At 72.0% G+C, this 24,965-nt stretch carries 25 protein-coding genes; 8 read left to right on the forward strand and 17 right to left on the reverse strand.

Annotation, left to right across the window (positions count from 1 at the left end):
- Positions 1-67 precede the first annotated feature (67 nt).
- The 5 genes from ACIOFR_RS07445 to ACIOFR_RS07465 all read right to left on the reverse strand — a co-directional run bounded on the left by ACIOFR_RS07445 (position 68) and on the right by ACIOFR_RS07465 (position 4,645).
- Positions 68-1,027, reverse strand: a complete 960-nt coding sequence (locus ACIOFR_RS07445; protein ID WP_400993156.1) for a hypothetical protein — start codon at positions 1,025-1,027, stop codon at positions 68-70.
- A 163-nt stretch (positions 1,028-1,190) separates the two neighbouring features.
- The gene (gene mqnE, locus ACIOFR_RS07450; RefSeq protein ID WP_400993157.1) at positions 1,191-2,354 is read right to left on the reverse strand and encodes an aminofutalosine synthase MqnE; all 1,164 of its coding nucleotides are present in this window, start codon (positions 2,352-2,354) and stop codon (positions 1,191-1,193) included.
- An 83-nt stretch (positions 2,355-2,437) separates the two neighbouring features.
- Positions 2,438-3,400 carry a threonine/serine dehydratase gene (locus ACIOFR_RS07455; RefSeq protein WP_400993158.1) on the reverse strand — a complete coding sequence of 321 codons (963 nt, stop codon included), beginning with the start codon at positions 3,398-3,400 and terminating at the stop codon, positions 2,438-2,440.
- Positions 3,401-3,406: 6 nt separating this feature from the next.
- Positions 3,407-3,871 carry an Lrp/AsnC family transcriptional regulator gene (locus ACIOFR_RS07460; protein WP_371497699.1) on the reverse strand — a complete coding sequence of 155 codons (465 nt, stop codon included), beginning with the start codon at positions 3,869-3,871 and terminating at the stop codon, positions 3,407-3,409.
- 120 nt (positions 3,872-3,991) lie between these two features.
- Positions 3,992-4,645 carry a UbiX family flavin prenyltransferase gene (locus tag ACIOFR_RS07465; RefSeq protein WP_400993160.1) on the reverse strand — a complete coding sequence of 218 codons (654 nt, stop codon included), beginning with the start codon at positions 4,643-4,645 and terminating at the stop codon, positions 3,992-3,994.
- Between the two features lie 87 nt (positions 4,646-4,732).
- On the opposite strand from ACIOFR_RS07465, the gene ACIOFR_RS07470 reads away from it, so the two are divergent.
- Both ACIOFR_RS07470 and ACIOFR_RS07475 read left to right on the forward strand, forming a co-directional pair.
- Complete coding sequence (locus ACIOFR_RS07470; protein WP_400993161.1) at positions 4,733-5,491, forward strand: cyclase family protein; 759 nt, start codon at positions 4,733-4,735, stop codon at positions 5,489-5,491.
- Between the two features lie 39 nt (positions 5,492-5,530).
- On the forward strand, positions 5,531-6,241 hold the full coding sequence (locus ACIOFR_RS07475) for an MOSC domain-containing protein (protein WP_400993162.1): 711 nt from the start codon (positions 5,531-5,533) through the stop codon (positions 6,239-6,241).
- Positions 6,242-6,274: 33 nt separating this feature from the next.
- Here the strand turns inward: ACIOFR_RS07475 and ACIOFR_RS07480 are convergent, their stop codons facing one another.
- The 3 genes from ACIOFR_RS07480 to ACIOFR_RS07490 form a co-directional block, all read right to left on the reverse strand.
- A complete protein-coding gene (locus ACIOFR_RS07480; RefSeq protein WP_400993163.1) occupies positions 6,275-6,649 on the reverse strand; it encodes a VOC family protein in 375 nt (124 codons plus the stop codon).
- 224 nt (positions 6,650-6,873) lie between these two features.
- Positions 6,874-7,713 carry a menaquinone biosynthesis prenyltransferase MqnP gene (gene mqnP, locus ACIOFR_RS07485; protein ID WP_400993275.1) on the reverse strand — a complete coding sequence of 280 codons (840 nt, stop codon included), beginning with the start codon at positions 7,711-7,713 and terminating at the stop codon, positions 6,874-6,876.
- A gap of 56 nt (positions 7,714-7,769) precedes the next feature.
- The gene (locus tag ACIOFR_RS07490) at positions 7,770-9,227 is read right to left on the reverse strand and encodes a menaquinone biosynthesis decarboxylase (protein WP_400993164.1); all 1,458 of its coding nucleotides are present in this window, start codon (positions 9,225-9,227) and stop codon (positions 7,770-7,772) included.
- 99 nt (positions 9,228-9,326) lie between these two features.
- Here ACIOFR_RS07490 and ACIOFR_RS07495 point away from each other — a divergent pair, with 99 nt between their 5' ends.
- From ACIOFR_RS07495 to ACIOFR_RS07505, 3 genes are all read left to right on the forward strand, one after another.
- The gene (locus ACIOFR_RS07495) at positions 9,327-9,740 is read left to right on the forward strand and encodes a PLD nuclease N-terminal domain-containing protein (RefSeq protein WP_400993166.1); all 414 of its coding nucleotides are present in this window, start codon (positions 9,327-9,329) and stop codon (positions 9,738-9,740) included.
- Positions 9,741-10,129: 389 nt separating this feature from the next.
- Positions 10,130-11,731, forward strand: a complete 1,602-nt coding sequence (locus ACIOFR_RS07500; protein WP_400993167.1) for an acyl-CoA carboxylase subunit beta — start codon at positions 10,130-10,132, stop codon at positions 11,729-11,731.
- A 55-nt stretch (positions 11,732-11,786) separates the two neighbouring features.
- Positions 11,787-11,996 carry an acyl-CoA carboxylase subunit epsilon gene (locus tag ACIOFR_RS07505; RefSeq protein WP_400993168.1) on the forward strand — a complete coding sequence of 70 codons (210 nt, stop codon included), beginning with the start codon at positions 11,787-11,789 and terminating at the stop codon, positions 11,994-11,996.
- A 39-nt stretch (positions 11,997-12,035) separates the two neighbouring features.
- On the opposite strand, the gene ACIOFR_RS07510 is transcribed toward ACIOFR_RS07505, so the two are convergent.
- The 8 genes from ACIOFR_RS07510 to hemL form a co-directional block, all read right to left on the reverse strand.
- A complete protein-coding gene (locus ACIOFR_RS07510; protein ID WP_400993169.1) occupies positions 12,036-12,470 on the reverse strand; it encodes a hypothetical protein in 435 nt (144 codons plus the stop codon).
- A gap of 124 nt (positions 12,471-12,594) precedes the next feature.
- A complete protein-coding gene (locus ACIOFR_RS07515) occupies positions 12,595-13,182 on the reverse strand; it encodes a hypothetical protein (RefSeq protein WP_400993170.1) in 588 nt (195 codons plus the stop codon).
- 20 nt (positions 13,183-13,202) lie between these two features.
- The gene (gene ccsB, locus ACIOFR_RS07520) at positions 13,203-14,273 is read right to left on the reverse strand and encodes a c-type cytochrome biogenesis protein CcsB (protein ID WP_400993278.1); all 1,071 of its coding nucleotides are present in this window, start codon (positions 14,271-14,273) and stop codon (positions 13,203-13,205) included.
- Positions 14,274-14,339: 66 nt separating this feature from the next.
- Positions 14,340-16,109, reverse strand: a complete 1,770-nt coding sequence (locus ACIOFR_RS07525; protein WP_400993172.1) for a cytochrome c biogenesis protein ResB — start codon at positions 16,107-16,109, stop codon at positions 14,340-14,342.
- Between the two features lie 2 nt (positions 16,110-16,111).
- Entirely contained in the window at positions 16,112-16,888 is a 777-nt protein-coding gene (locus tag ACIOFR_RS07530) for a cytochrome c biogenesis CcdA family protein (protein ID WP_400993173.1), read from the reverse strand.
- Positions 16,885-17,481, reverse strand: coding sequence for a TlpA family protein disulfide reductase (locus ACIOFR_RS07535; RefSeq protein WP_400993174.1), 597 nt, complete (start codon positions 17,479-17,481; stop codon positions 16,885-16,887). Before ACIOFR_RS07535 ends, ACIOFR_RS07530 begins: the two co-directional genes overlap by 4 nt.
- 141 nt (positions 17,482-17,622) lie before the next feature.
- The gene (locus ACIOFR_RS07540) at positions 17,623-18,267 is read right to left on the reverse strand and encodes a histidine phosphatase family protein (RefSeq protein ID WP_400993281.1); all 645 of its coding nucleotides are present in this window, start codon (positions 18,265-18,267) and stop codon (positions 17,623-17,625) included.
- A 100-nt stretch (positions 18,268-18,367) separates the two neighbouring features.
- Positions 18,368-19,702, reverse strand: a complete 1,335-nt coding sequence (hemL, locus tag ACIOFR_RS07545; protein ID WP_400993175.1) for a glutamate-1-semialdehyde 2,1-aminomutase — start codon at positions 19,700-19,702, stop codon at positions 18,368-18,370.
- A 467-nt stretch (positions 19,703-20,169) separates the two neighbouring features.
- Here hemL and ACIOFR_RS07550 point away from each other — a divergent pair, with 467 nt between their 5' ends.
- A complete protein-coding gene (locus ACIOFR_RS07550; RefSeq protein WP_400993176.1) occupies positions 20,170-20,658 on the forward strand; it encodes a hypothetical protein in 489 nt (162 codons plus the stop codon).
- Between the two features lie 66 nt (positions 20,659-20,724).
- Here the strand turns inward: ACIOFR_RS07550 and ACIOFR_RS07555 are convergent, their stop codons facing one another.
- A complete protein-coding gene (locus ACIOFR_RS07555) occupies positions 20,725-22,026 on the reverse strand; it encodes a tyrosine-type recombinase/integrase (RefSeq protein WP_400993177.1) in 1,302 nt (433 codons plus the stop codon).
- 599 nt (positions 22,027-22,625) lie between these two features.
- On the opposite strand from ACIOFR_RS07555, the gene ACIOFR_RS07560 reads away from it, so the two are divergent.
- A complete protein-coding gene (locus tag ACIOFR_RS07560; RefSeq protein ID WP_400993179.1) occupies positions 22,626-22,841 on the forward strand; it encodes a helix-turn-helix transcriptional regulator in 216 nt (71 codons plus the stop codon).
- Between the two features lie 97 nt (positions 22,842-22,938).
- Positions 22,939-24,144 (forward strand): DUF3631 domain-containing protein, encoded by a 1,206-nt coding sequence (locus ACIOFR_RS07565; protein WP_400993181.1) that lies wholly within the window; start codon positions 22,939-22,941, stop codon positions 24,142-24,144.
- The last annotated feature ends 821 nt before the right edge of the window (positions 24,145-24,965 follow it).

Below are 24,965 nucleotides of genomic sequence, written 5' to 3' on the forward strand. Positions count from 1 at the left end.
GGATCCGATGGCGGATGCTGTAGGGGCCGGACAACACCCCTTGCGGCAGCTGGCCCGACCGCCCTGGTCAGACCGCCAACGCGTCGGCGTCACCCATCGCGATCATGGGGTGGGCGGCCGGATCCAGCGTCTTGATCAACTCGACCATGTGGTCCTCGGTCAGCGAGATGCACGCATGGGTGGGCCCGCCGTGGTCCAGGTGCAGCCAGATCCCGCCGCCCTTGGCCTTGCCCTCGGGCTTCGCCGTGTCGAGCGGCGAGCGGCCGGTGACCCGGTTGTAGTCGATCGCCACCACGTAGTCGAAGGAGCCCGCCAGCGGCTCGTTGTTGAAGCCGGTGCCGCCCATCACGAACTTGCCGTCCTCGCTGTACGGCAGCTTCCCGCCGGGGTTCGGCTTGCGGCCGCCGGCGTCGCTGAGCGAGAACATCCCGATCGGGCTGCGCAGGTCGCCCTCGGTGTGCTTGGCCGTCCAGCCCTTGAGCGCGTTGTGGGCCGACCAGCTCTCACCGGGCTTCCAGCGGCCGTCGGGCGTGCGGGTCCAGATCGTCACGGTGGAGTCGGAGGAGTCCTTGCCCTGGCCCGAGACCAGCACCAGCTGGGTGGTCTCGGCCGGGATCTTCGCCGTCCAGGACGGGCCCAGGCCGGCGATCGCGGCCAGGCTGCCGTCGGTGCGCGAGGAGCGGTCGGCGGCGGGCGCCTCGGTCCGTGCGGCGGCCGGCGCCGCGGCCGGGTCACCGGCGTCGGGCGAGGCGGCGTCCGGTTCCGGGCGGTCGGGCGTCCCCGCGGCTATCGACGCCGGGAGGTCCCGGCCGGGACCGATCGCGAACCAGCCGGCGGCGGCCGCCAGCAGCATCGCCGCCCCGACCGTCAGCTTGCCGCCCCTGCGCTTGGCCTTCGCCTTGCGCCGGTGTCCCCGGGAGCGTGGTCCGGCCGGCTCCGCCGGGTGCCCCGCTGGGGGCTCGCCCTGACGCGGCGGGGGCACGGGGGCCGAACGGCGGTTGCTGGTGGCACGGCGGGTACCGGACATGCTGACGATCCTTCCAAAGCCGCGGGCGGAAGCGGAACCCGTGGCGTGTGGTGAGCCTGTGAGCATACGCGCTCCCTTTGATGGACGGGCCCGGCGGCTCGGCTCCACCCGGGAACGCGGCAGGCCTCCCGACCGGACCGGTCGGGAGGCCTGGGCGCTCGGCTCAGAGGCGCATCGCCTGCGGGGTCTCGCGACGCCGCAGGTCCGGGCCGTCGTACTCGCGGATGATCTCGTAGCGGGTGTTCCGCTCGACCGGGCGGAAGCCCGCGTCGCGGATCAGGTCGAGCAGGTCGTCACGGCCGAGCTTGTTCGGCGTGCCGAAGTTGTCCGCGTCGTGGGTGATCTTGTACTCGACCACCGAGCCGTCCATGTCGTCCGCGCCGTGGCTGAGCGCCAGCTGGGCGGTGGTGACGCCGTGCATCACCCAGAAGACCTTGACGTGCGGCACGTTGTCGAACAGCAGCCGGGAGACCGCGAAGGTCTTCAGCGCCTCGGCGCCGGTGGCCATCTCCGTCCGCGCCTGGAGCTTGTTGCGGACGACGCCGTCCTTGGAGTCGTGGAAGTCGTGCTGGTAGCGCAGCGGGATGAAGACCTGGAAACCGCCGGTCTCGTCCTGCAGTTCACGCAGCCGCAGCACGTGGTCGACCCGGTGGCGGGGCTCCTCGATGTGCCCGTACAGCATGGTGCACGGGGTCTTCAGGCCCTTCTCGTGCGCCAGGCGGTGGATCCGCGACCAGTCCTCCCAGTGGGTCTCGTGGTCGACGATGTGCTGGCGGACCTCCCAGTCGAAGATCTCCGCGCCGCCGCCGGTCAGCGACTCCAGCCCGGCGTCGATCAGCTCGTCCAGGATCTCGCTCGCCGACAGCCCGCTGATCCGCTCGAACCAGTGGATCTCGGTGGCGGTGAAGGCCTTCAGCGAGACGTTCGGCAGCGCGGCCTTCAGCTCCCGCAGCGACCGCGGGTAGTAGCGCCACGGCAGGGTCGGGTGCAGGCCGTTGACGATGTGCAGCTCGGTGAGGGAGTCGACCTCCATCGCCTTGGCCAGCCGGACGGCCTCCTCGATCCGCATGGTGTACGCGTCCTTCTCACCCGGCTTGCGCTGGAACGAGCAGTACGCGCAGGACGCGGAGCACACGTTGGTCATGTTGAGGTGGCGGTTGACGTTGAAGTGGACGAGATCGCCGTTCTTCTGCGTCCGGACGTGGTGCGCGAGGCCGCCCAGCCAGGCCAGGTCGTCGCTCTCGTAGAGGGCGATGCCGTCCTCGCGGGTCAGCCGCTCACCCGCGTAGACCTTCGCCTCCAGCTCGCGCTTGAGCCCTGCGTCCATGCGGCGCTCCGCCTCCTCGACTTCGATTCCATGCCGTCCCTGAGCCTACGCCCCGCAACCCCGCGGGCGACCGCAGGGGCGCGTCAGGTGCCGAGGAGTTCGGCGAGCAGCGCCGGTTCGAGGTTGCCGCCGCTCACGACGGCGGCGAAGACCCGGCCCGCCAGTTGGTCGGCGCGGTGGAAGTAGGCGGCCGGGGCGACCGCGCCCGAGGGCTCGGCGACCAGCCGGCCGCGGCGGGCCAGCAGGGCGACGGTGTCGCGGATCTCGGCCTCGCTCACCGTCACGATGTCGTCCACGTACGCCTGAAGGTGCTCGAAGGGCAGCAGGCCGACCGAGGGCGTGCGCAGCCCGTCCGCGATGGTGCGGTAGGTGTCGGCGACCGGCCACACGGCGTGCCGGCCGGTGCGCAGGCTCTGCTGCGCGTCGGCGGCCAGCTCGGGCTCGACGCCGATCACCTTCACGCCCGGGCAGGCCAGCTTGAGGGCGGCCGCCGTGCCGGAGATCAGCCCGCCGCCGCTGACCGGCACCAGCACCGTGTCCAGCTCGTCGGGGGCGTCCTCGGCGATCTCCAGGCCGACCGTGCCCTGGCCCGCGATGACGTACGGGTCGTCGTAGGGCGGCACCCAGACGTAGCCGTGCTCGGCGACCAGCTCGGCGGGCAGGGTGTCCCGGTCGTCCGGGGAGACCAGCACCACCTCGGCGCCGAACGCGCGGGTGTTCTCGACCTTGACCGCCGGCGAGGTGTCCGGCATCACGATCACGGCCTTGACGCCCAGCAGCCGGGCCGCGTACGCGACCGCCTGGGCGTGGTTGCCGCTGGACTGGGCGACCACCCCGCGGGCCCGGTCCGCCTCGCTCAGCGCGGCGAGGCGGTTGTAGGCACCGCGGATCTTGAACGCCCCGGTGGGCTGGAGGCTCTCCGGCTTCAGCCAGAGCGCCCTCGTCCCTTCCGCCGCCCACGGGCACGGCAGCAGTGGCGTGCGGACGGCCACCCCGGCGATCCGTCGCTGCGCGGCGCGCAGCTCCTCCAGTCCGACCAGCGACATCCCGGCTCACTCCCCCAGATCGGTCAACGGCAGTTCACTCACCCGGTTCTCCCACTTGGTGGAGAGGACCACCGTGGTCCTGGTCCGGGCCACACCCTTCGTACCGGAGATCCGCTTGACCACCGACTCCAGGCCCTCGACGTCCGGGACCCGGACCTTGAGCATGTAGGAGTCGTCGCCCGCGATGAACCAGCAGTCCTCCACCTCGGGGAGGTCCTTCAGCCGGTGCGCCACGTCCTCGTGGTCGGCGGCGTCGGTCAGTTGAAGACCGATCAGGGCGGTCACCCCGTAGCCGAGCGAGGCCGGGTTGACGGTCGCCCGGTAGCCGGTGATGACGCCGGCCTGCTCCAGCCGGTTGATCCGGTCGGTCACGCTGGGGCCCGACAGGCCGACCAACCGGCCCAGCTCGGCGTACGAGGCGCGGCCGTTCTCCCGGAGCGCCTGGATGAGCTGTCTGTCCACTGAGTCCATATGCCTGCCCGCGTCCTTCCGAACCTCTCCAGACCCACTGATCATTATCCGAAATCAAAGGCGCTACACGCGGATCGACCCGGATATCGCAAAGAACATACTCTCCCGTTCACCGGCCGCTCACTCGGCCCGGCCCGGGTCCTTCACCGCCCCGCCCAGTTCGCCCTCCCAGCGGCGGTACAGCGCGTGCCGCACCCCCACCGCGTCGAGCACCCGACCGGCCACGAAGTCGACCAGCTCACGGGCGGTGGAGCCGCCCGCGTAGAAGCCCGGCGAGGCCGGGAGGACCACCGCGCCCTGGGCGTCCAGCTCGACCAGGTGGCGCAGCGTCACCCCGTTCAGGGGGGTCTCGCGGACGCACACCACCAGCGGCCGGCGCTCCTTGAGCGTCACGCTCGCCGCGCGCTGGAGCAGGTCCTTGGAGAGGCCGAGGGCGATGCCGGCCACCGCGCCGGTCGTCGCGGGGACGACCAGCATGCCCTTGGCGGGGTACGAGCCGCTGGACGGGCCGGCCGCGAAGTCGCCGGCGGCCCAGTGGCGGACGCCGTCCAGCTCCTCGACGCCGGTCCACTCGGCGAGGTCCCGGCGCCAGTGCGCGTCGCGGAAGGAGATGCCGGTCTCGTCCAGGATGGTGAGGCGCGCGGCGCGGCTGACCACCAGGTCGACGGCCTCGCCGGCGGCCAGCAGCCCGCGGATCACCGCCGCCGCGTACGGGGTGCCGGAGGCCCCCGAGACACCGACCACCCACGGCTGCCGCACCTGCTGATCACTCATACCCGCACCCTAGGCCCTGGCACCACGCGCGGCCCCGGGGGCGGGCGGGTGTTCCTGGGACGGCTGCGGCGGGGGAGGATGGGAGGCATGGCGTCGACGCTGATCGATCTCACGCATCCGGTGACCACCGGGATGCCCGTCTATCCGGGCGACCCCGAGGTGGTGCTGCGGCCCGCGCTCACCTCGGCGACCGCCGGGGTCAACGTGCTGGGCCTGCACCTCGGTTCGCAGTCGGGCACGCACGTGGACGCGCCGTACCACGTGGACGTGACCTGGCCGACCCTGGACGGGCTGCCGCTGGAGCTGTTCACCGGCCCGGCGGTGGTCGCCGACCTGCGGGGGCTGGCGCCCCGGACGGCGGTGACGGCCGGTCAGCTGGGCCCGGCGCTGGCCGCGGCCGGCCCGGGCACGGTGCTGCTGCTGGCGACCGGCTGGCCCCGGCACTGGGGCACCGACCGGTACCTGGAGCACCCGTACCTGAGCGCGGAGGCCGCCGGGGCGATCGCCGCCGCCGGGGTCCGCACGGTGGGGGTGGACGCGCTGTCGGTGGACCCGACGCCCGACCCCGGTCCGGCCGACCCGGCGGTGGCCTCGCTGCTGGCCCAGCTGGCGGACGAGCACGACCCGGCGCCGGCGGGGACGACCCTGGAGGCCCACCGGATCCTGCTGGGGTCGGACGGCGGCGCGGTGATCGCGGAGAACCTGACCGACCTGACGCCGCTGCTGGCGGCGCAGGCGGCCGGGCGGGCGGTGGAGGTCTCGCTCTTCCCGCTGCGGCTGGTGGCGGCGGACGGTGCGCCGGTGCGCGCGGTGGCCCGGCTGGGCCCGGCACCACTGGACCCATAGGTCTAGACCATCCCGGGGTGGCGCCGCTAGGCTCCCGCCATGGCAGAGATCATCGGAGTCGTGGAGCGGCTCTGGCGGTACCCGGTGAAGTCCACCGGCGGCGAGCCGCTCGACGCCGTCGAGGTCGACGAGCGCGGCCTCGCCGGGGACCGCCTCTACGCCGTACGGGACGGGTCCGGGAAGCTCGGCTCGGGCAAGAACACCCGCAGGTTCCGCCGGATGGACGGCCTGCTGCGGCTCGGCTCCCGGCTCGGCAACCGGATCGACGCCCCCGAACTGCTCGACCCGCTCGGCAGCCCGGTCGCCGGCCCCAACGCCTTCCTGCGCGCCTACCTGGAACGCGAGGACGTCGAGCTGGCCCGCGAGGACGCCGTCTCGCACTTCGACCAGCTGCCGGTCAGCGTCCTCACCACCGCCACCCTGGACTGGGTCCGCGGGGCCGTACCCTCCGCCGCCGTGGACGAGCGGCGCTTTCGCCCCAACATCCTGCTGCGCACCCCGCCCGGTACCCCCGCCTTCGCCGAGGACGGCTGGTTCGGCCGCCAGGGCCGGGTGCGCGGCGGCGTCCGGCTGGACTTCGTCCGCTCCAGCGAGCGGTGCGCCATGACCGGGACGGCCCAGCCCGGCCTGCCGCACGCCCCGGAGATCCTCAGGACGATCACCCAGGAGCACGACGGCCGGCTGGACGCGCTGGCCACCGTCGCGTGGGCCGGCCGGATCCGGGTCGGCGACGTCCTCGCGCTGGCCTGAGTCCCGACGCCGCCCCGAGCGCGCGCCCCGGCCTCAGGCCGCGTGCCGGACCAGGCAGAACGGATGCCCCGCCGGGTCCGTGTAGACCCGCCAGGACGGCTCGCTGAGCTTCAGCACCCCGCCGAGCGCGAGCACCTTCGCCTCGCCCTCGTCCAGGTCCTCGACCTCGACGTCCAGGTGCAGCTGCTGCGGGTGCGCCGGGTCCGGCCACATCGGCGGCCGGAAGTCCTCCACCCGCTGGAAGGCCAGCACCATCCCGCCGGGCACGTGGACGGTCGACCACTCCTCGTCCAGCGACCAGCGCGGATCGGGCCGGTCCGCCTCACCGCCCAGCAGCTCGGCGTAGAAGTGCGCCAGCCCCGCCGGGTAGTGGCAGTCCAGCACCACGCACTGCAGCTTGCCGATCATCGGGTCCACCTCTCTGCGACCGGGGGGTGCACCGGGACGCCGGCGCCCGGCCCCATGATCCCCCGCGGCGGCCCGTCACCGCCGGACCACCACCCGCGTGTGTCCGCCGCCCCGGGTGACGGTTCGTCGCGGGTGGCGGTCCGTCCCGGGTGGACGCTCACGAACAGGTGGGAGCGGGGGCCGGCGGGCCGTCAGGTGGCGTCAGGCCGGTCGGCCCGGGTCGGTCACAGGCCCAGGCCCCGGATGACCAGGTCGACCAGGGCGAAGACGAACAGCGAGATGCCGACGAAGCCGTTGGTGGTGAAGAAGGCCCGGTTGAGGCGGGACAGGTCACCGGGCTTGACGATGGCGTGCTCGTAGCCGAAGGCGCCGACGACGACGGCCAGCCCGACCCAGAACGCCGGGCCGACCCCGGTGAGCAGGCCGTACCAGACCAGCAGGGCGGTGGTGACGGCGTGGCAGGCGCGGGCGCCGTACAGCGCCGCCGGGATGCCGAAGCGGGCGGGCACCGAGCGGACGCCCTCGGCGCGGTCCGCGGCCACGTCCTGGCAGCCGAAGATCAGGTCGAAGCCGCCGATCCAGACCCCGACCGCGAGGCCGAGCACCACGGCGTCCCAGGACCAGGAGCCGGTGACGGCCAGCCAGGCGCCGATCGGCCCCATCGCCTGGGCGAGGCCGAGGATCGCGTGCGGGAAGTCGGTGAACCGCTTGCCGTACGGGTAGACCACCATCGGCACCACGGCGAGCGGCGCCAGCACCAGGCAGAGCGGGTTGAGCAGGGCCGCGGCGCCGAGGAAGACCACCAGGGCGATCGCCGAGCCGATGTAGGCGGTGCGCATCGAGACCGCGCCGGTGACCAGTTCGCGGCCGGCCGTGCGCGGGTTCCGGGAGTCGATCTCCCGGTCGATGATCCGGTTGGCGGCCATCGCGAAGGTCCGCAGGCCGACCATGCAGACGGTGACCAGCAGCAGGACGCCCCAGCGGACCTCGCCGTACTTCACGAACATCGCCGTCAGCGCGGCGATGTAGGCGAACGGCAGGGCGAAGACCGAGTGCTCGATCATCACCAGGCGCAGGAAGGCCTTGGCCTTGTTCGGGGAGGCCTCGAAGGCGGCGGTGGTCACAGCCCGTACTCCTTCCAGCGACGGGTCACCCGTTCGGCGGTCTCCGGGTCGGAGGTGACCATCTCGGGCCAGCCGCCGTCCCGGGTGTAGCCCTCCTCGGGCAGCTTGCGGGTGGCGTCGATGCCCGCCTTGCCGCCCCAGAACTGCTGGTACGACGCGTGGTCGAGGTGGTCGACCGGGCCCTCGACGACGGAGAGGTCGCGGCTGTAGTCGACGTTGCCGAGCGCCCGCCAGGCGACCTCCTGGTAGTCGTGCACGTCGCAGTCGGAGTCCACCACGACGATCAGCTTGGTCAGCGACATCATGTGGGCGCCCCAGATCGCGTGCATGACCTTCTGCGCGTGCTTGGGGTACTTCTTGTCGATCGAGACGATCACGCAGTTGTGGAAGCCGCCGGCCTCGGGCAGGTCGTAGTCGACGATGTCCGGGATGATCACCTTCAGCAGCGGCAGGAAGAACCGCTCGGTGAACTTGCCCAGCGGCCCGTCCTCGGTCGGCGGGCGGCCCACCACGATCGACTGGAGCAGCGGGCGCCGCCGCATGGTCACGCAGTCGATGGTGAGCGCCGGGAACGGCTCCTGCGGGGTGTAGAAGCCGGTGTGGTCGCCGAACGGGCCCTCCGGCAGCAGCTTGTCGGGCTCCAGCCAGCCCTCCAGGACCACCTCGGCGTCGGCGGGCACCTGCAGCGGAACGGTCTTGCAGTCGACCATCCTGGTCCGCTCACCGGCCACGAAGCCGGCGAACAGGTACTCGTCGATGTCGCCGGGCAGCGGCGCGGTGGCCGCGTAGGTGACGGCGGGCGGGCAGCCGAAGGCGATCGCGACCGGCAGCCGCTCGCCGCGCTTGGCGGCGACCGCGGCGTGGTTGCGGCTGTCCTTGTGGATCTGCCAGTGCATGCCGATGGTGCGCCGGTCGTGCCGCTGGAGGCGGTAGAGGCCGAGGTTGCGCACCCCGGTGTCCGGGTCCTTGGTGTGGGTCAGGCCCAGGTTGAAGAAGGACCCGCCGTCCAGCGGCCAGGTGAACAGCGCCGGCAGGTCGTCCAGGTTCACGTCCTCGCCGGTGAGCACGACCTCGTGGACGGGGGCCTCGCCGGACTTCACCTTCTTCGGCGGCACGTGCGTCATCGAGGCCAGCTTGCCGAAGGCCTCGCGGACGCCGGTGAAGCCGTTCGGCAGCTCGGGCTTGAGCAGGCCGGCGATCTTGTGGGAGATGTCGTCCGGGGACTTCAGGCCGAGCGCCTTCGCCAGCCGCCGCTCGGTGCCGAAGACGTTCATCGCCAGCGGCATCGTGGCGCCCTTGACGTTCTCGAACAGCAGGGCCGGGCCCTTGGACTTCTGCACCCGGTCGACGATCTCCCCGACCTCCAGGTACGGGTCCACCTCGACCTTGATCCGCTTGAGGTCGCCCTCTCGCTCCAGGGCCCTCAGAAACGAACGGAGATCGTCGTATGCCATGCGTGCCAGTATCCGGTACGGACTAACCTGGCCCCGCCAAGAGGGTCCCGTTCACGCGTCCGGACCCGTCTGCCGAGTCTTCCGGGGGAGATCACCGCCGTGCTGAGGAACCTGCCCTTCCTGCTCGCACTCGCCTTCTGGGTGTGGGCCTTCATCGACTGCCTGACCAGTCCGGAGGACGAGGTCCGCTACCTCCCGAAGGTGGTGTGGGTGATCATCGTGCTGCTCTTCCCGCTGGTCGGTTCGATCGCCTGGCTGGCGGTGGGCAAGGAGCGCCGGGGAGCCCGCTCCCGGGCCGTTCCGTGGCCCTCCGGGTCGACCGCGGGCTTCCCCGAGTACGAGCGGCCGGCCGGCCGGCAGCTCGCCCCGGACGACGACCCGGAGTTCCTGGCCTCGCTGAAGAAGGACAACCAGCGGCACGAGGACATGCTCAAGCAGTGGGAGGCCGACCTGCGCCGACGCGAGGAGGACCTGCGCGGCAAGGACGAACCCGACCAGGGTCCGAAGGCCTGAACCGGCTAATTTTGGCGCTTCCCTACGAGACATCCTCCGCTTGCCGTCCCACGGGCAGGCGGTACCGTCACCCCGGCCCTCCCGTTCACGGTCGGGGGCCGGGGCCCTGCCGGCCACCCCTCTCACGCCGCTGACCAGCGCGTTCACCCCCCACAGCGGCCCTCCGCGGCGGCCCCGGCCCCCGGCGCGCGGCATCGGCCCGCAGCCGGGCCGCGGATCCCCGTTCTGTTCAGGCTGTACATCTAATGGCTCTCGACCTTGTACGGAATCGACGCCGAAACGCGACCGCTCCGCCTCGTACTGTCGTAAGTGAAGAAGTGTTCGCAGCAGCAGCCGCCCACAGCAGGTCCGGCTGTCGGACAGTTCCCGCGACTTGGAGTGGTTTCGAGATGACGGTTCTGCACGAGGCGCCGATCGGCGACGAGGTCCCCGGGATCCCGGCCGACGCGCGCGGGCGGGTGGCCGAGCTGCACGAGCTCCGGGAGCAGGTCCGCCGGGGCCCCAGCGAGAAGGCCACCGAGGCACAGCACGCCAAGGGCAAGCTGACGGCACGTGAGCGGATCGCCCTGCTGCTGGACGAGGGCTCGTTCCGCGAGGTGGAGCCGTTCCGCCGGCACCGGGCCCAGGGCTTCGGCCTGGAGGCCAAGAAGCCGCACACCGACGGCGTGATCGTCGGCTGGGGCACGGTGCACGGACGGCCGGTGTTCACCTACGCCCACGACTTCCGGATCTTCGGCGGCGCACTGGGCGAGGCCCACGCGCAGAAGATCCACAAGATCATGGACATGGCCATCGCGGCCGGCGCGCCGCTGGTGTCGCTGAACGACGGCGCCGGCGCCCGCATCCAGGAGGGCGTCACCGCACTCGCCGGGTACGGCGGCATCTTCCAGCGCAACACCCGAGCCTCCGGGGTGATCCCGCAGATCTCGGTGATGCTCGGCCCGTGCGCCGGTGGCGCCGCGTACTCGCCGGCGCTGACGGACTTCGTCTTCATGGTCCGCGAGACCTCGCAGATGTTCATCACCGGCCCGGACGTGGTGCAGGCGGTGACCGGCGAGAAGATCTCCCAGAACGGTCTGGGCGGCGCGGACGTGCACTCCACCGTCTCGGGCGTCTCGCACTTCGTCTACGACGACGAGCAGTCGTGCATCGAGGAGGTCCGCTTCCTGCTGTCGCTGCTGCCGCAGAACAACCGCGAGATGCCGCCGGCCCAGCCGAACGACGACCCGGTGGAGCGGCGCAACGACTCGCTGCTCGACCTGGTGCCGGCGGACGGCAACCGTCCGTACGACATGCGCAAGGTGATCGAGGAGATCGTCGACCACGGCGAGTACCTGGAGGTCCACGAGCGCTGGGCGACCAACGTGCTGTGCGCGCTGGCCCGGATCGACGGGCACGTGGTGGGCATCATCGCCAACCAGCCGCAGTCGCTGGCCGGCGTGCTGGACATCCACGCGAGCGAGAAGTCCGCGCGCTTCGTGCAGATGTGCGACGCGTTCAACATCCCGCTGATCACCATGCTGGACGTGCCGGGCTTCCTGCCCGGCGTCGACCAGGAGCACGACGGCATCATCCGGCACGGCGCCAAGCTGCTGTACGCGTACTGCAACGCAACCGTCCCGCGGATCCAGCTGATCCTGCGCAAGGCCTACGGCGGCGCGTACATCGTGATGGACTCCCGGTCGATCGGCGCGGACCTGTCGTTCGCCTGGCCGACCAACGAGATCGCCGTGATGGGCGCCGAGGGCGCGGCCAACGTCATCTTCCGCCGGGACATCAACGGCGCCGAGGACCCCGACGCGATGCGCACCCAGAAGATCAAGGAGTACAAGACCGAGCTGATGCACCCGTACTACGCGGCCGAGCGCGGCCTCGTGGACGACGTCATCGACCCGGCCGAGACCCGCGCGGTGCTCGCCTCCTCGCTCGCGATGCTCCGCACCAAGCACGCGGACCTGCCCAGCCGCAAGCACGGCAACCCGCCGATGTGACGGATCGACCGCCGTCACCGTCCGTCAGACTTCGAACCGGGGAAGAAACAGGACCATGAGCAACTCCGCCGAACCTCTCGTCCGCATCGTCCGCGGCTCACTGACGGACGAGGAACTGGCCGCGCTGACCGCCGTGCTGATGGCCCGCGCGGCCGTCGCCCAGCAGTCCGCGGCGGCCCGCGCCGTCGAGCCCATCGCCAACTGGCAGCGCCTGGAGCGCCGCCCGGCGTACTACTCCCCCGTCAGCTGGCAGCAGGCCGCCTGACGGCCCGCCACCGGCGCCCGCACGGGCCGCACGGGCCGCTCAGGCCGCCACCAGGGCGGTCGGGCGGCCCTCGTGCATCACGCTGAGGTTGTCCGCGAGCCGCTGCGGGTCCTGGGTCAGCCAGAGCCGGACGGCGGCGCCCAGCATCGCGCTGGGGGCTCCGCCGAGGCGCCAGGCCGGCGGCGGGGAGCCCAGCGGGACGCCGGTCACCTGGGCGAGCCGGGCCGCGGCCGGGACGAGCAGGTCGGCCAGCGCGGCCGGCAGCCAGACCGTCTGCGCGCACGGCGCCGGGGAGGTCAGCGCGGCCAGCAGCCGGTGCGCGTCGACCGCGCAGTGCAGGCTCGGCAGGACGTCGAGCAGGCCGTCGGCCACCACCTCCGAGACGTCGCTGCGGTGCCCCTGGGCGAGTCTGCGCAGCAGAGCTCTCTCCCCCGCGGTGATCCGTACGGTCAGCATGACCTCGTCGCTCTCCATGGCGCGGCCCTCCTCGCGGCTGCTCGAACGATCCGGTGCTCGCCCCGCCTCGGTCTGCCACCCGGGGACGGGCGGCAAACGGGGCGGCGGAGCACGTCCTGATAACGACTGGGGTGACGGTTCCTCAGCGATGGTTCGCGGACGACGTCAGCGGTGCCGACGGCGCGTCGAACGACTGGTCGGCCAGGCCCGCCACCGTCAGCGGGAACCTCTCCAGCGGTACCGGCGGCGAGGCCGCGAAGCCCTCCCCCAGGGCTCCGGCGGGCCAGAACGCCGTCCGGCAGGTGCGGCAGAGCCTGGCCCGCTCCCAGACCGCCGTCCGGCGCTCCCAGCGGGCCCGCTCCCCCGGTCCGACCGCGGCCCGGCCGGCCGCCCGCCACCGCCGGAACAGCCCGAGGGCGATCAGCACCGCGGCCACCACCAGCGAACCCGCCCGGGCCCCCGCCCGGTACGCCGCGTCGAACCGCTCCAGGCCCTGGTCCGGCCCGAGGAGGTCGTAGCCGCCCTTGACCGCGAACAGACCGCCGATCACCAGCAGCGCGGTGCCGGCCGTAGCGCGCTCCGCGACGGGCGGTGGCGGTGGGGCCACCTCCCCCGGCGGCGGGCCGCCGAGGGTGCCGTCCCGGTCCTCGTACGCCTGCCGGGCGGTGAGCTGTCCCCCGGCCGTCCCGCACTGCGGGCAGGCCGCGGGCGGCTGCTGCTGATCGGTCATGACGGTCCCCGGGTGCTCGGTCAGACGCCGGCGTAGGAGTGCTTGCCGGTGACGAAGATGTTGACGCCGTAGTAGTTGAACAGCCAGCAGGCGAAGGCCAGCAGGGCCAGGTAGGCGGCCTTGCGGCCGCGCCAGCCGGCGGTGGCGCGGGCGTGCAGGTAGGCGGCGTAGGCGACCCAGGTGATGAAGGACCAGGTCTCCTTCGGGTCCCACTCCCAGTACTTGCCCCAGGCGGCCTCGGCCCAGATCGCGCCCGCGATGATGGTGAAGGTCCAGAGCGGGAAGACGATCGCGTTGATCCGGTAGGACAGCTTGTCCAGCGTGGCGGCGGCGGGCAGCCGCTGCCAGACCGAGGCCGGGATCCCGAGCGGGCCGCCCGGCAGCCCGGCGGCGGCCCGGCGCTCGAAGGCGTCCTTGCCCAGGTACAGCAGGGTCGGCACGAACGCCGCGTAGAAGGCGCCGCCGCACAGGATCGCGGTGGAGACGTGGATCGCGAGCCAGTACGAGTGCAGGGCCGGGACGAGCTGCTCGGAGTCGGTGTAGAGCACGGTGACCGCGACACCGAGGGTCAGCAGCCCGGCGAACGTCACCGGCAGGCCGAGCCAGCGGACGTTCTTGCGCGCACCCAGCAGGACGAGATAGGCCGTCACCATCGCGAGCGCGAAGGCGCAGGAGAACTCGTACATGTTGCCCCACGGCCAGCGCATCACCGAGAGCCCGCGGGTGAGCACCCCGCCCGCGTGCATCAGCGCGCCGAGGACGGTCAGCGAGACCGCGATCCGGCCCGCCAGGTCGCCCTTCTCGCTGTTGCCCGCCGCACCGGGTCCGTCCGGCGCCTCGTCGTCGCCGCGGCCGCTGGTGACCACCGTCGCGCCGGCGTCGGCCAGCGCGGTGCGGGTGAGGGTGGCGGTGCCGCCGCCCGCGGTGGCGACCTTGACGGTCACCTTGCGGACGCCCTTGGCGCCCTCCTCGGCGGCGGCGACCGTCTCGGCGAGGCTGGACTGCTCGGCCGAGCGGACCGCGACCGCGCCCCTGCTGCCGAAGGTCCACTCGAAGATGTGGGCGAACATGGCCAGCATGTACACGGCCATGGCCGAGTAGATCAGCTTGTTGGAGAGGTCGGCCAGCTGGGGGTCGACCGAGGCGAGATGCACCGTCTACTCCTTGGAGTCCGGGTCGGCGGGGGCTGCGGGGGGTGCCGTGTCGGCGGCCGGGCCGCCCGGGGGGTGGTCCGACGTGCTGTCGTCGCCGCCGTCACCGGCGGCCTCGTCGTCGAGGGCGGGCGCGCTGTCCTGGAGCTCGACCGCGAGCTCGGCCAGTTCCTCCGCCGTCCGGGCGGACTCGCTGCGGCCCAGGCCCGCGACCTCGACCAGGGTGCGGCCGTCCGCACCCGCGGTGGCCCGCACCCAGATCCGGCGGCGCTGCACGAACAGCGAGCCGACCAGGCCGAGGATCGCGCACACCGCGCCGGTCAGCGCGACCGCGTTGCCGGGCCGGTGCGAGACGTTGAAGCTGGCCCACTGCTGGTAGCCCTCGAAGGTGACGCTGCCGTAGCCGTCCGGGAGCTCCCAGGCCTGCCCGGGCTTCAGCCGGGCCCGGGCGACGTCCCCGTCCTGCTGGAGCTGGGTCATGTGCTTGGTGTCCAGCTGGTACACGTTCTGCGGCAGGCCCGAGTCCGTCCCCAGGTCACCCTGGTAGGCGGTGAGCACCAGCATCGGGTCGGCGGCGTCCGGGAAGAGCGAGACGGGCCCGGTCTTCGCGAAGTTGTCCGGGGCGGTGGGCAGGAAGTAGCCGTTGAAGCCCAGCATGGTCTTGCTGCCGGACGGCCCGGTGCCGTAGTCGCTGACCTTGATCACACCGGTGGAGGTGTTGTTGGCGTCCTGCGGCAGGAACGGCGTCGGGCCGCGGTAGACGATCTCGTTCTTCGCGTTGCGGACCGTCACCACGGGCGCGTAGCCGTGCCCGATCAGGAAGACCTTGCTGCCGCCGATCTCCAGCGGGTGGTTGACCTCGATGGTGCCGGTGGTCAGCTTGGTGCTGTCGGTGCCCTTCCAGTACCGGATGTGCGCGGTGAAGTCCCGCGCACTGCCGACCTGGTCGCCGCTGGTCTGGTAGCGGGCGGTGAACCGGTCCAGCTTGAAGCCGAACGCGTCCAGGTCGTCCACGGTGTAGTAGTACGAGCCGGTGAAGTCGTCCAGCTGGGTGGTGGTGTTCGAGTACCCCTGACCCTCGACCAGCAGCTTGCCGCCCTGCCCGCTCGCCAGGCTGGCCCAAGCGAAGCCGGCCAGCAGCGCGAACAGCGAGAAGTGGAACAGCAGGTTGCCGACCTCGCGCAGGTAGCCCTTCTCGGAGGCGACCGAGCCGCCCGCGAGCCGGGCCCGGAAGCGGCGCCGCTTCAGCAGCCGGTACGCCGCGGCGTTGACCGCCTTCGCGTCGGCGTCGGTGTGCCAGGCGGCGTACACCGGCATCCGGGTCAGGTTGCGCGGCGCGGCCGGCGGCGCAGCACGCAGCACGCCGACGAACTGCCAGGTCCGCGGCACGATGCAGCCCGCCAGCGAGAGGAACAGCAGGATGTAGATCGCGGAGAACCAGACCGAGCTGTAGACGTCGAACAGTTGCAGCTTCTCGTACAGCGGGGCGACGCCCCGGTGCGCGGCCTTCCAGGTCTGCACCTTGAAGGCGTTCTGGCTGTTCTGCGGGATCAGCGACCCGGGGACGGCCGCCAGCGACAGCATGAACAGCAGGATCAGCGCGACCCGCATCGAGGTCAGCTGGCGCCACGTCCAGCGCGCCCAGCCGATCACCCCGATGCCGGCCGGCGCGCCGTCCGGGGTGCCGGGGTCGGCCGGGGCGCTGGTGAGGCGCTCGGCGTCCCGCTCGGCGGTCTCGTCGGCGGGCGCGGGAGGCCCGGTCCGGGTGTCGCTCACGGTCAGATTCCGATCGAGAAGTCGGCGGTCGCGTACTGGAGCTGGTTCACCAGGGTGTCCCAGACGCCGGTCACCAGCAGGACGCCGACCGCGACGAGCATGCCGCCGCCGATCCGGGTGACCAGCTGGTAGTGGTTCTTGACCCAGCCGAACGCCCCCAGCGTCCGACGGAACGCCAGGGCGGCCAGGATGAACGGTACGCCCAGCCCGAGGCAGTAGACCGCCGTCAGGAACGCCCCGCGCCCGGCGCTCGCCTCGTTGAAGGCCAGCCCCTGGATGGAGGAGAGGGTCGGGCCGAGGCACGGCGTCCAGCCCAGCCCGAAGACCACGCCCAGCAGCGGCGCGCCGGCCAGGCCGACGGCCGGGCGGCTGTGCAGGCGCAGCTCGCGCATGGCGAAGCCGGGCATCAGGCCCATGAAGGCCAGGCCCATCAGGACGGTCAGCGCGCCGAGCACCGTCCGGATCACCGTCTGGTGGTCCTTCATGGTCTGGCCGAAGTGGCCGAACAGCGCGCCCATCGAGATGAACACGGCACTGAAGCCGAGCACGAACAGGCCGACCCCGAGCAGCATCCGGCCGCGCCGGCCGCCCCGCGCGGCCGACAGGTCGGCGGCGGAGAAGCCGGTGACGTAGCTCAGGTAGCCGGGCAGCAGCGGCAGGACGCACGGGGAGAAGAAGGAGACCAGCCCGGCCGCCAGGGCGATCGGGGTGGCGAGCAGCAGGGCGCCGCTGGAGACCGTCTCGTTGGTGTAGGCGGCGGCGAGCAGCCCGGTGCTCACTGCTGCTCCGCGAGGACCGGCTTCAGCATCGCTTCGAGGTCCTCGGTGGAGAGCGGGTGCAGCGAGCGGGCGGCCAGCCGGCCCTGGCGGTCGACCACGATGGTGGTCGGGATCGCCGACGGGTTGAGGGTGCCCTTGGGGAACTTGAGGATCTCGGTGCCGGCCGGGTCGTAGATGCTCGGGAAGGTGATGCCCTTCTCCTGCTCGAACCGGACGGCGTTGGCCGGGTCGGTGTCCCGGGTGTTGATGCCCAGGAACTGCACGCCGTCCGCCTGGTGGGCCTGGTAGACCTCCTGGAGGTTCTTCGCCTCGGCCCGGCAGGGGCCGCACCAGGAGCCCCAGATGTTGAGCACCACGACCTTGCCGCGGTAGTCCGACAGCTTCAGGTCGCCGCCGTCCAGACCCGCTCCGGAGATGTCCGGGGCGGTGTTGCGCACGCTGACCTCGGCGGTGTCGATACCGCCCTTGCCGGCGATGAACCCGGCCTGGGCCTCGCTGCTGCTCCCGGAGGAGCTGCAGCCGGCCAGGGCGAGCAGGGCGGCCGCGCCGGCGGTGGCGGCGAGGCGGTGGCGGCGGGGGTGCGTCCCAGACATGTGAAAAGTTTCGCATGGGACTTCGGGCAGGTTTCGGGGGGTCCGAGGTTGCGTGTCGGACCCCCCGTGACCTGCGGTTCTTGTACTTATGACCCGCTTAATCCGGTCAAAACGGCCGGAGTTTCGGCCACCGGGTGTGAGCTACGCCCCGAAGCTCTTGCCGACCGGCTTGTCGCCGCCCTTACCGACCAGGTGGGCCGGCAGCAGATCGCGGGCGGGTTCGCGGTAGCCGATCGAGACGATCCGGTCGTCCTCGTAGGTGAAGCTGGTCAGCGAGGCCAGCGAGCACTGCCGGTTGCGCGGGTCGTGCCACAGCCGGCGGCGCTCCGCGAAGGAGCGGACGATCCAGATCGGCAGCTGGTGGCTGACGCAGACCGCCTCGTGCCCACGCGCGGCGTCCCGGGCCTTGGCCAGGGCGCCCATCATCCGGACCACCTGCTCGATGTACGGCTCGCCCCAGGACGGCTTGAACGGGTTGGTCAGGTACCGCCAGTACGCCGGGTTGCGCAGCGAACCGTCACCGACGCCGAAGGTCTTGCCCTGGAAGATGTTGTCCGCCTCGATCAGCCCGCCGTCGACGGCCACGTCCAGGCCGTGCAGCTTCGCGATCGGCGCGGCGGTCTCCTGGGCCCGCTCCAGCGGGGAGGCCACCACGTGGGTGATGTCCCGGTCGGCCAGGTGCTCGGCGACCCGGTCGGCCATCTGCCGGCCCAGCTCGGACAGGTGGTAGCCGGGCAGGCGGCCGTACAGCACGCCCTCCGGGTTGTGCACCTCGCCGTGCCGCATCAGGTGGACGACGGTGGTCTCTTTGGCACTCACTGCTCTGGGTCTCCTCGGTACTGGCGGCGGTGGGAGCCGCCGGCGACGGCGGGCCGGCGGCGGGCGGTCACGCGGGCCGGGCCTCGGCGGCGGCGCGGGCGGCGGCGGGCAGGGCGGCCGCGATCCGCTCGATCGCCCGGGCGTCGTGGGACGCCGAGACGAACCACGACTCGAAGGCCGACGGCGGCAGGTAGACGCCCTGGCTCAGCATCGCGTGGAAGAAGCCGTTGAAGCGGTACGCCTGCTGGCGCCTGGCCTCGTCGTAGTTGGTGACCTGCTCGTCGGTGAAGAACACCGAGAACATGTTCCCGGCGGTCTGCAGCCGGTGCGTGACGCCCTCCTTGGAGAGCGCGTCGGACACCAGGCCGGAGATCTCGGCGGAGACCCGGTCCACGGTGGCGTACACCTCGTCGGTGCAGCCGCGCAGCTGGGCCAGGCCGGCCGCGGTGGCGATCGGGTTACCGGACAGGGTGCCCGCCTGGTAGACCGGACCGGCCGGGGCCAGGTACGCCATCACGTCGGCGCGGCCGCCGAAGGCCGCCGCCGGGAAGCCGCCGCCCATCACCTTGCCGAAGGTGAGGAGGTCCGGCGCCCAGCCCTCGTGGGCGGCCTCCAGCCCGTACCAGCCCGCCCTGGAGACGCGGAAGCCGGTCATCACCTCGTCCGAGACGAACAGCGCGCCGTTGCTCCGGCAGAGCTCGGCCAGGCCGCGGTTGAAGCCGGGCAGCGGCGGGACGACGCCCATGTTGCCGGGCGAGGCCTCGGTGATCACGCAGGCGATCTCGCCGGGGTTGGCGGCGAACGCGGCGCGGACGGCCTCCAGGTCGTTGTACGGCAGCACGATCGTGTCGCCCGCCTGGGCGCCCGTGACGCCGGGCGTGTCGGGCAGGCCGAACGTCGCCACACCGGAACCGGCGGCGGCGAGCAGCGCGTCCACGTGACCGTGGTAACAGCCGGCGAACTTCACGATCTTGGCGCGGCCGGTGAACCCGCGGGCCAGCCGGATCGCCGACATGGTCGCCTCGGTGCCGCTCGACACCAGCCGGACCTGCTCGACCGGGGCGACCCGGGCGACGATCTCCTCCGCCAGCTCGACCTCGCCCGCACCGGGCGTGCCGAACGAGGTGCCGCGGCCGACCGCCTGCCGGACGGCGTCGACGACGGCCGGGTGCGCGTGCCCGAGGATCATCGGACCCCAGGAACACACCAGGTCGACGTACTCGCGCCCGTCCACGTCGGTCAGGTACGGCCCGCTGCCGGACACCATGAACCGCGGGGTTCCGCCGACCGCCTTGAAGGCGCGCACCGGCGAGTTCACGCCACCCGGCGTGACCACGGTGGCCCGTTCGAACAGCGACTGGGACCGGGGTGCTTCGTACGGGTAGCTTTTCAATTCGTTCATCGGCTCGCTCATCGACTGCGTCCTCGGGTCGGGTTACCCGGACATGCTCTCAAATCGTGTCCTTCACCTCCGCATATCCGAGCCGATCATCTGGAACGATGATCCGTGTGCTGTTGCCGTTCGGCGGGGCCGACCAGAGGTACGGTTATCCGTACTACCGGCTGTCGCTGCCGGACCAACCCGGGGCCATCGGGGTCCTCGGCGGGGCTTCCCCGCGAACGGACCCGGTGACCGAACCGGCTGACCTGGCGGTCAGACTGTGTACGGCAGCGCGAGACGGGTAAAGGGCACGTTCGGGGGACACCGAGCGTGTGGGGGTCTGTCGAGTCCGGCGAATTCCGGTGAGGATGGTCCGAGTGTCCGAGGCGCAGGACGGCTCCGACGAGGCCGTGGGTGGTTCCCGCAGGTCCGCTCGGGCCGCGGGCGGGGGTACGGGAGCCGGCAGGGGAAGGCGGGGTGAGGGCCGGGTGGGGGTCACCTACAAGTACTTCGGGGCGCCCGACCGCGCCACCGCCGCCAGAGTTCCCACCGCGCTCGGCCCCGGCGGGCTCGGCCTGGACGCGGGCGAGCTCGGCTCGCTCGGACGGCTCGGCGACCTGATGGAGACCAGCGGCTCCCCCAACGGCCACCTCTCCACCAAGATCAAGCCGGAGACCATGAGCGCCATGGTCCTCACCGGCATCCAGGGCGTCCCGCTGCACCAGGTCCCCCCGCTGGAACTGGTCGTCCTGCACCCCGACTACGCCGTCGTCCAGCTCCCGCAGACCGTCGTCGAGCCGCTCCGCACGGCCGACGAGATGGAGCTCGGCGCCGCCGCGTTCATCTGGTCCACCGTGCCCGACCGCCGCGGCCCCCGGGACGCCTTCGTGATCTACCAGATGCTGCACGAGTGGCAGGACTTCGCCAACCGCCTGCACGACGCGGGCCACCAGCTCTACTGCCTGGTCTGGCCCTGACCTGCGGGTCCGCCCGCTTCTGAGCGCTCGTCAACGGGCTACGGGGCGGGCACCCGAAAGGTGCCGTCAGGCCGCCAGGGCACATCCAGGGCACACGGGCCCGGAAGTGCCCTGTCGGCGCTCCTGCCCGGCCTCACCGAGGAGGAAGTCGTCGGTGGCCGAGCGGGCGCGCCCCTCGCTGCTCGGCATGAGGTGGGTATAGGTCCGGAGCGTGAAGCCGGGGTCCGAGTGGCCGAGGTAGACCGCGAGGGCCTTGATGCTGGTGCCGCCTTCGAGCTGGGCCGAGGCGTACGTGTGACGGAGGGCGTGCATGCCGTCATCGGGTGCCGCCTCGAAGTACTGCGAACCGCTCGTGCGGGCCGGGATGACACCGGCGTGCACCAGGGCGCGCTTCCAGAGGCCCTGGTTGAAGACACTCCGGTTGTGGGGCTTCCCCTTGGCGTCCACGAAGAGCAGCTTGAGGGTCTTCGGCTTGCCGTCGGGCTTGTGCCACGGCAGCGTCGCGGGCATCGGCTTGAACACCGCGAGGTGGGCCCGAAGAGCCGTGGCCGTGGCCGGCGACAGCGGCACGGAGCGGATCTTGTCGCCCTTCGGCAGTGCGAACACCATCTTCGAGCCGACGAAGCGGATCTGGTGGTTCACGTGCAACCAGCCACCCTCGAAGTCGATGTCATCCTCCGTCAACGCGAAGATCTCGCCCTGACGGAGGCCGCATCCGACACCCACCGCGCCGCCGGCGCGGAAGCTCTCGGGGAGTCCCTCCAGGACCGCCAGCACCCGCTCGCGGGTCCACGGCACAACGGGCTTCGGCGGGACCTTCGGCCACGACACGGAGGACGCCTTGCACGGGTTGCGCCTCAGGATGCCCGAGTCGACGGCGGCGTCGAAGATGCTGCTGAGCACGTCGCCGATGCCACCGATCGTAGAAGCCGCCAGCGGCACCTCCAGTAGCTCCCTGATCCAGGCGCGAACCGGCTCGGGGTCGTTGAACACCCGCATCTCGTGGTGGCCGAGGCGCCCGACGATGTGGTTCCGGACAACACCCTCGTAGCGAACCTCCGTCGTCGGGCCCGCAGTGTTGTTCTTGAACCACTTCGTGGCGTACGCGCCGAGGGTGATCCTGGTCGCCGCGGGGTCGATGTACGTGCCATCGTCCAGGGCCGCCTTGAGCTCGGCGACACGGCTATCCGCCTTGGTCTTGAGCTCGAAGTCCTCCTTCTTCTGTGCGCCCTGGGGGTCTCGGTATCGGACCTGCCAGCGCTTGCCCTTGCCGTGGTCGGCAGTGGGGTACTTGCCCTTGTGCTCGCGGCAGGGCTTGTCGGTCGGGCGGGGATAGGTCTTGTGCCAGGTGTCGTAGACGGTCGCCATTCGGCTCCTTTGGTCGGGGGCATGCGGAGGCACGGCCTGTGGCCGGCGGTCGGGTGGAAGTGGTGGCGCGACGGCTGTGGCGCCAGGTGAGCCGCGGATTCGGGACGCTCGCGGAAGCGCCCCTCGGGGCGGGTGTTGGATGTTTATCGACCGCACCCGTTTTGTCAAATGGGAGATTCCCGGAGAGGCGCTTGAGTGCCAGTTCGTGCTCGATAGTGCCGGATAGTCCCGAGCTCGCTGGCGCCCATGAGCGCTCACCGCCGCTCAAGGGCGAGCGAGATGTCCACTTGCGAACGCGATGCACTCTGACCTGGCAAGTTGCCCGATCAAGGCCACCTCCGACAGGGCGATCAAGATCTTTTGATGGATTTTCTCGAGTTCCTTGCCGGGGAGATATGGCGGGCCTTACGTTCGTTATCGCCGCCCAGCGAGGTCGCGACGCTTCGCTTCTCGCCGGGCAGGTCCATCGATCCACCTGGAGCCGTTTTAGGTTCCGAGTCGGGTTGCGTGGAGACTTCCCTCACCGCGCAGAGCGACCCCTTTCCCAGGGGCCCCTCGGCGCGCCCTCACTCCCCTATCCCCTGCCTGCTGGAGACCTCTTGCCCACGACCTTCCGTGCCACCACCCCCGATCGCCGCCCGCTGGCCACCGCGGAGGAACTCGCCGCCTACCTCGGAGTACCGCTCGGGACCGTGTACGCGTGGCGACACCGCGGCCAGGGGCCCGTGGCGATCAAGGTCGGCCGGCACCTGCGCTACCGCTGGGCGGAGGTGGAAGCCTGGCTGGACGACCAGAGCGCCGACCAGGCCGCCTGACCCAACCGCCCTTCACCCTCCATCCCGTTTCCGCCCCCTACCGCCGGCGCCCGGCACCCCCGCCGCGTGCCCGACCTGGAGCCTCACCATCACCCCTATGTCCAACCCCCTCGTCGCCGACGCCGCCGTGAAGATCCCGACCGCGGACGGCGCCGCGACGGACGTCCTTCGGGCCATCGACACGCCGCCGAGCACGTCCGAGTCGCCGGGTGCCGTTCTGCTGGCCGAACTGCGTGACCACATCCGCCGGTACGCGGTCCTGCCCTCCGCCGAGGCGCTGGACGCGGTCACGCTGTGGGTCGCCGCGACGCACCTGCAGGCGGTGTGGCACCACGCGCCGCGTCTGGCGATCGTGGCTCCGGCTCGGCGGTGCGGGAAGTCCCGCCTGCTCGACATCCTGGTCGAGACCGTCCACGATCCCCTGATCACGGTCAACACCAGTGCGGCGGCGATCTACCGTTCGCTCAGCGACCGGCCCAGGACCCTGCTGGTCGACGAGGTCGACACCCTCTTCGGCAACCCCCGCACGGCCGAGATGAACGAGGGCCTGCGCGGCCTGCTGAACGCCGGCCACCAGCGCAACCGGCCCGTCACCCGGTCGGTCGGCAACGACCACCAGGCCCGCGAGTTCGACACCTTCGCCATGGCCGCCCTCGCCGGGATCGGCGACCTGCCCGACACGATCATGGACCGGTCGATCGTGATCCGCATGCGCCGCCGTGCCGACGGCGAGGTCGTCGCCCCGCTGCGGGACCGCCGCGACGGCGTCCTGCTGCGGGCGACCCGCGCCAAGCTCGCCCTCTGGGCCTCCCGCGTGCGGGAAAAGGCCGAGGCCCTGCACCCGGACATGCCGGTCGAGGACCGCGCCGCCGACACCTGGGAACCCCTGGTGGCCGTCGCCGACCTCGCCGGCGACTCGTGGCCGGACCGCGCCCGCCGGGCGTGCGTCCAGATGGTCGCGGCCGAGGAGGAGATCGAGGAGGACAGCTGCGGCGGCGCGCGGATCCTCGCCGACATCCGCCGGATCTTCTTCACCCACGGCGACACGGACACCCTGCCCACCACGGCGATCCTCGCGGCGCTCAACGACGACCCCGAGGCGCCGTGGGCCGAGCACGGGCGCGGTGGCCTCACCGCCCGCGGGCTGGCCGGGCTGCTCAAGGACTACCGGATCTCCTCGGCCAACATCCGCCTGCCCGACGGCACCCAGCGCAAGGGCTACACCTTCAACAAGTTCGCCGACTCCTGGCGCCGCTACTGCCCCAGGATCCACCCGCTCCCCCAGCGCGCCCCGGCCGGCTGACCCCGACCCCCGGGTGCGGTAGATGCCGTCACCGACGTCGCATCCGCTCTGCCGCACGCCCACCACCGGGACGGCACCCTTCCGCGAGCCGTCCGCACGGCCGCCGAGCACAAGCCGGGCGAACCGACCGGTCCGCTCCTGGTCCGGTACAACCGGACCGGACCAGGACGGCAGCGGGACGGAGCGACCAGCCGCACAGGCCAGTCGTGGCAATGGACTTCGGCACACGAGACGGATGAAACGGACCGCGGCACTCAACCCCACCGGACCGGACGGTCCGCCGCCCGCAGGCTTGCGGACCGCCCGGACCGGACCGGTGTCCGAGGCTTGCGGACTTGGACCGGTCCGGTGTCCGGCGTCCTGTCCGAACGCACGGTCCGGAAGCTGTCGGACCGTCTCCCGCGCAGACCCGGCCATCGGGCTGTCCGGACCATCCGGCCGCTCTGCGCGGACCGGCACGCCGGTCCGTTGACGGTCCGGGACCAGACCGGTCCGGTCCGGTCCGGTCCCGGACGGTCCGGACGGTCCGGACGGACGGACCGGCGGACCGGCGGACCGAGATCTGCCGACCATTCGCTGACGGACCGCGCCAGCGGACCGGACCGTCCGGAACGGGGTCCGCCGAACCGGGGGACCGAAATCCGCTCACCGACCAAGCGGACCGGTGGACCGGACCGCTCGGTCCGACGGTCCACTCACGGACCGGACCGGACCGTCCTCCTTGCGGTCCGTCCGCACCTTGCTCGCATGGCCGATCCGCCCGAAGACCCAGGAGACACTCCCTGACCGATCACCAGCACGGCCCCGAGCGCGCCGACGGC

This window comes from Kitasatospora sp. NPDC088346 (genome assembly GCF_044740765.1).
Classification (GTDB): Bacteria; Actinomycetota; Actinomycetes; order Streptomycetales; family Streptomycetaceae; genus Kitasatospora.

Bases quoted from the DNA above. Each gene is read 5' to 3' on its own strand.
- ACIOFR_RS07445 (WP_400993156.1), bottom strand. From the start codon at position 1,027: ATGTCCGGTACCCGCCGTGCCACCAGCAACCGCCGTTCGGCCCCCGTG.
- mqnE (WP_400993157.1), bottom strand. From the start codon at position 2,354: ATGGACGCAGGGCTCAAGCGCGAGCTGGAGGCGAAGGTCTACGCGGGT.
- ACIOFR_RS07455 (WP_400993158.1), bottom strand. From the start codon at position 3,400: ATGTCGCTGGTCGGACTGGAGGAGCTGCGCGCCGCGCAGCGACGGATC.
- ACIOFR_RS07460 (WP_371497699.1), bottom strand. From the start codon at position 3,871: ATGGACTCAGTGGACAGACAGCTCATCCAGGCGCTCCGGGAGAACGGC.
- ACIOFR_RS07465 (WP_400993160.1), bottom strand. From the start codon at position 4,645: ATGAGTGATCAGCAGGTGCGGCAGCCGTGGGTGGTCGGTGTCTCGGGG.
- ACIOFR_RS07470 (WP_400993161.1), top strand. From the start codon at position 4,733: ATGGCGTCGACGCTGATCGATCTCACGCATCCGGTGACCACCGGGATG.
- ACIOFR_RS07475 (WP_400993162.1), top strand. From the start codon at position 5,531: ATGGCAGAGATCATCGGAGTCGTGGAGCGGCTCTGGCGGTACCCGGTG.
- ACIOFR_RS07480 (WP_400993163.1), bottom strand. From the start codon at position 6,649: ATGATCGGCAAGCTGCAGTGCGTGGTGCTGGACTGCCACTACCCGGCG.
- mqnP (WP_400993275.1), bottom strand. From the start codon at position 7,713: ATGATCGAGCACTCGGTCTTCGCCCTGCCGTTCGCCTACATCGCCGCG.
- ACIOFR_RS07490 (WP_400993164.1), bottom strand. From the start codon at position 9,227: ATGGCATACGACGATCTCCGTTCGTTTCTGAGGGCCCTGGAGCGAGAG.
- ACIOFR_RS07500 (WP_400993167.1), top strand. From the start codon at position 10,130: ATGACGGTTCTGCACGAGGCGCCGATCGGCGACGAGGTCCCCGGGATC.
- ACIOFR_RS07505 (WP_400993168.1), top strand. From the start codon at position 11,787: ATGAGCAACTCCGCCGAACCTCTCGTCCGCATCGTCCGCGGCTCACTG.
- ACIOFR_RS07510 (WP_400993169.1), bottom strand. From the start codon at position 12,470: ATGGAGAGCGACGAGGTCATGCTGACCGTACGGATCACCGCGGGGGAG.
- ACIOFR_RS07515 (WP_400993170.1), bottom strand. From the start codon at position 13,182: ATGACCGATCAGCAGCAGCCGCCCGCGGCCTGCCCGCAGTGCGGGACG.
- ccsB (WP_400993278.1), bottom strand. From the start codon at position 14,273: ATGGCCGTGTACATGCTGGCCATGTTCGCCCACATCTTCGAGTGGACC.
- ACIOFR_RS07535 (WP_400993174.1), bottom strand. From the start codon at position 17,481: ATGTCTGGGACGCACCCCCGCCGCCACCGCCTCGCCGCCACCGCCGGC.
- ACIOFR_RS07540 (WP_400993281.1), bottom strand. From the start codon at position 18,267: ATGCGGCACGGCGAGGTGCACAACCCGGAGGGCGTGCTGTACGGCCGC.
- hemL (WP_400993175.1), bottom strand. From the start codon at position 19,702: ATGAACGAATTGAAAAGCTACCCGTACGAAGCACCCCGGTCCCAGTCG.
- ACIOFR_RS07555 (WP_400993177.1), bottom strand. From the start codon at position 22,026: ATGGCGACCGTCTACGACACCTGGCACAAGACCTATCCCCGCCCGACC.
- ACIOFR_RS07565 (WP_400993181.1), top strand. From the start codon at position 22,939: ATGTCCAACCCCCTCGTCGCCGACGCCGCCGTGAAGATCCCGACCGCG.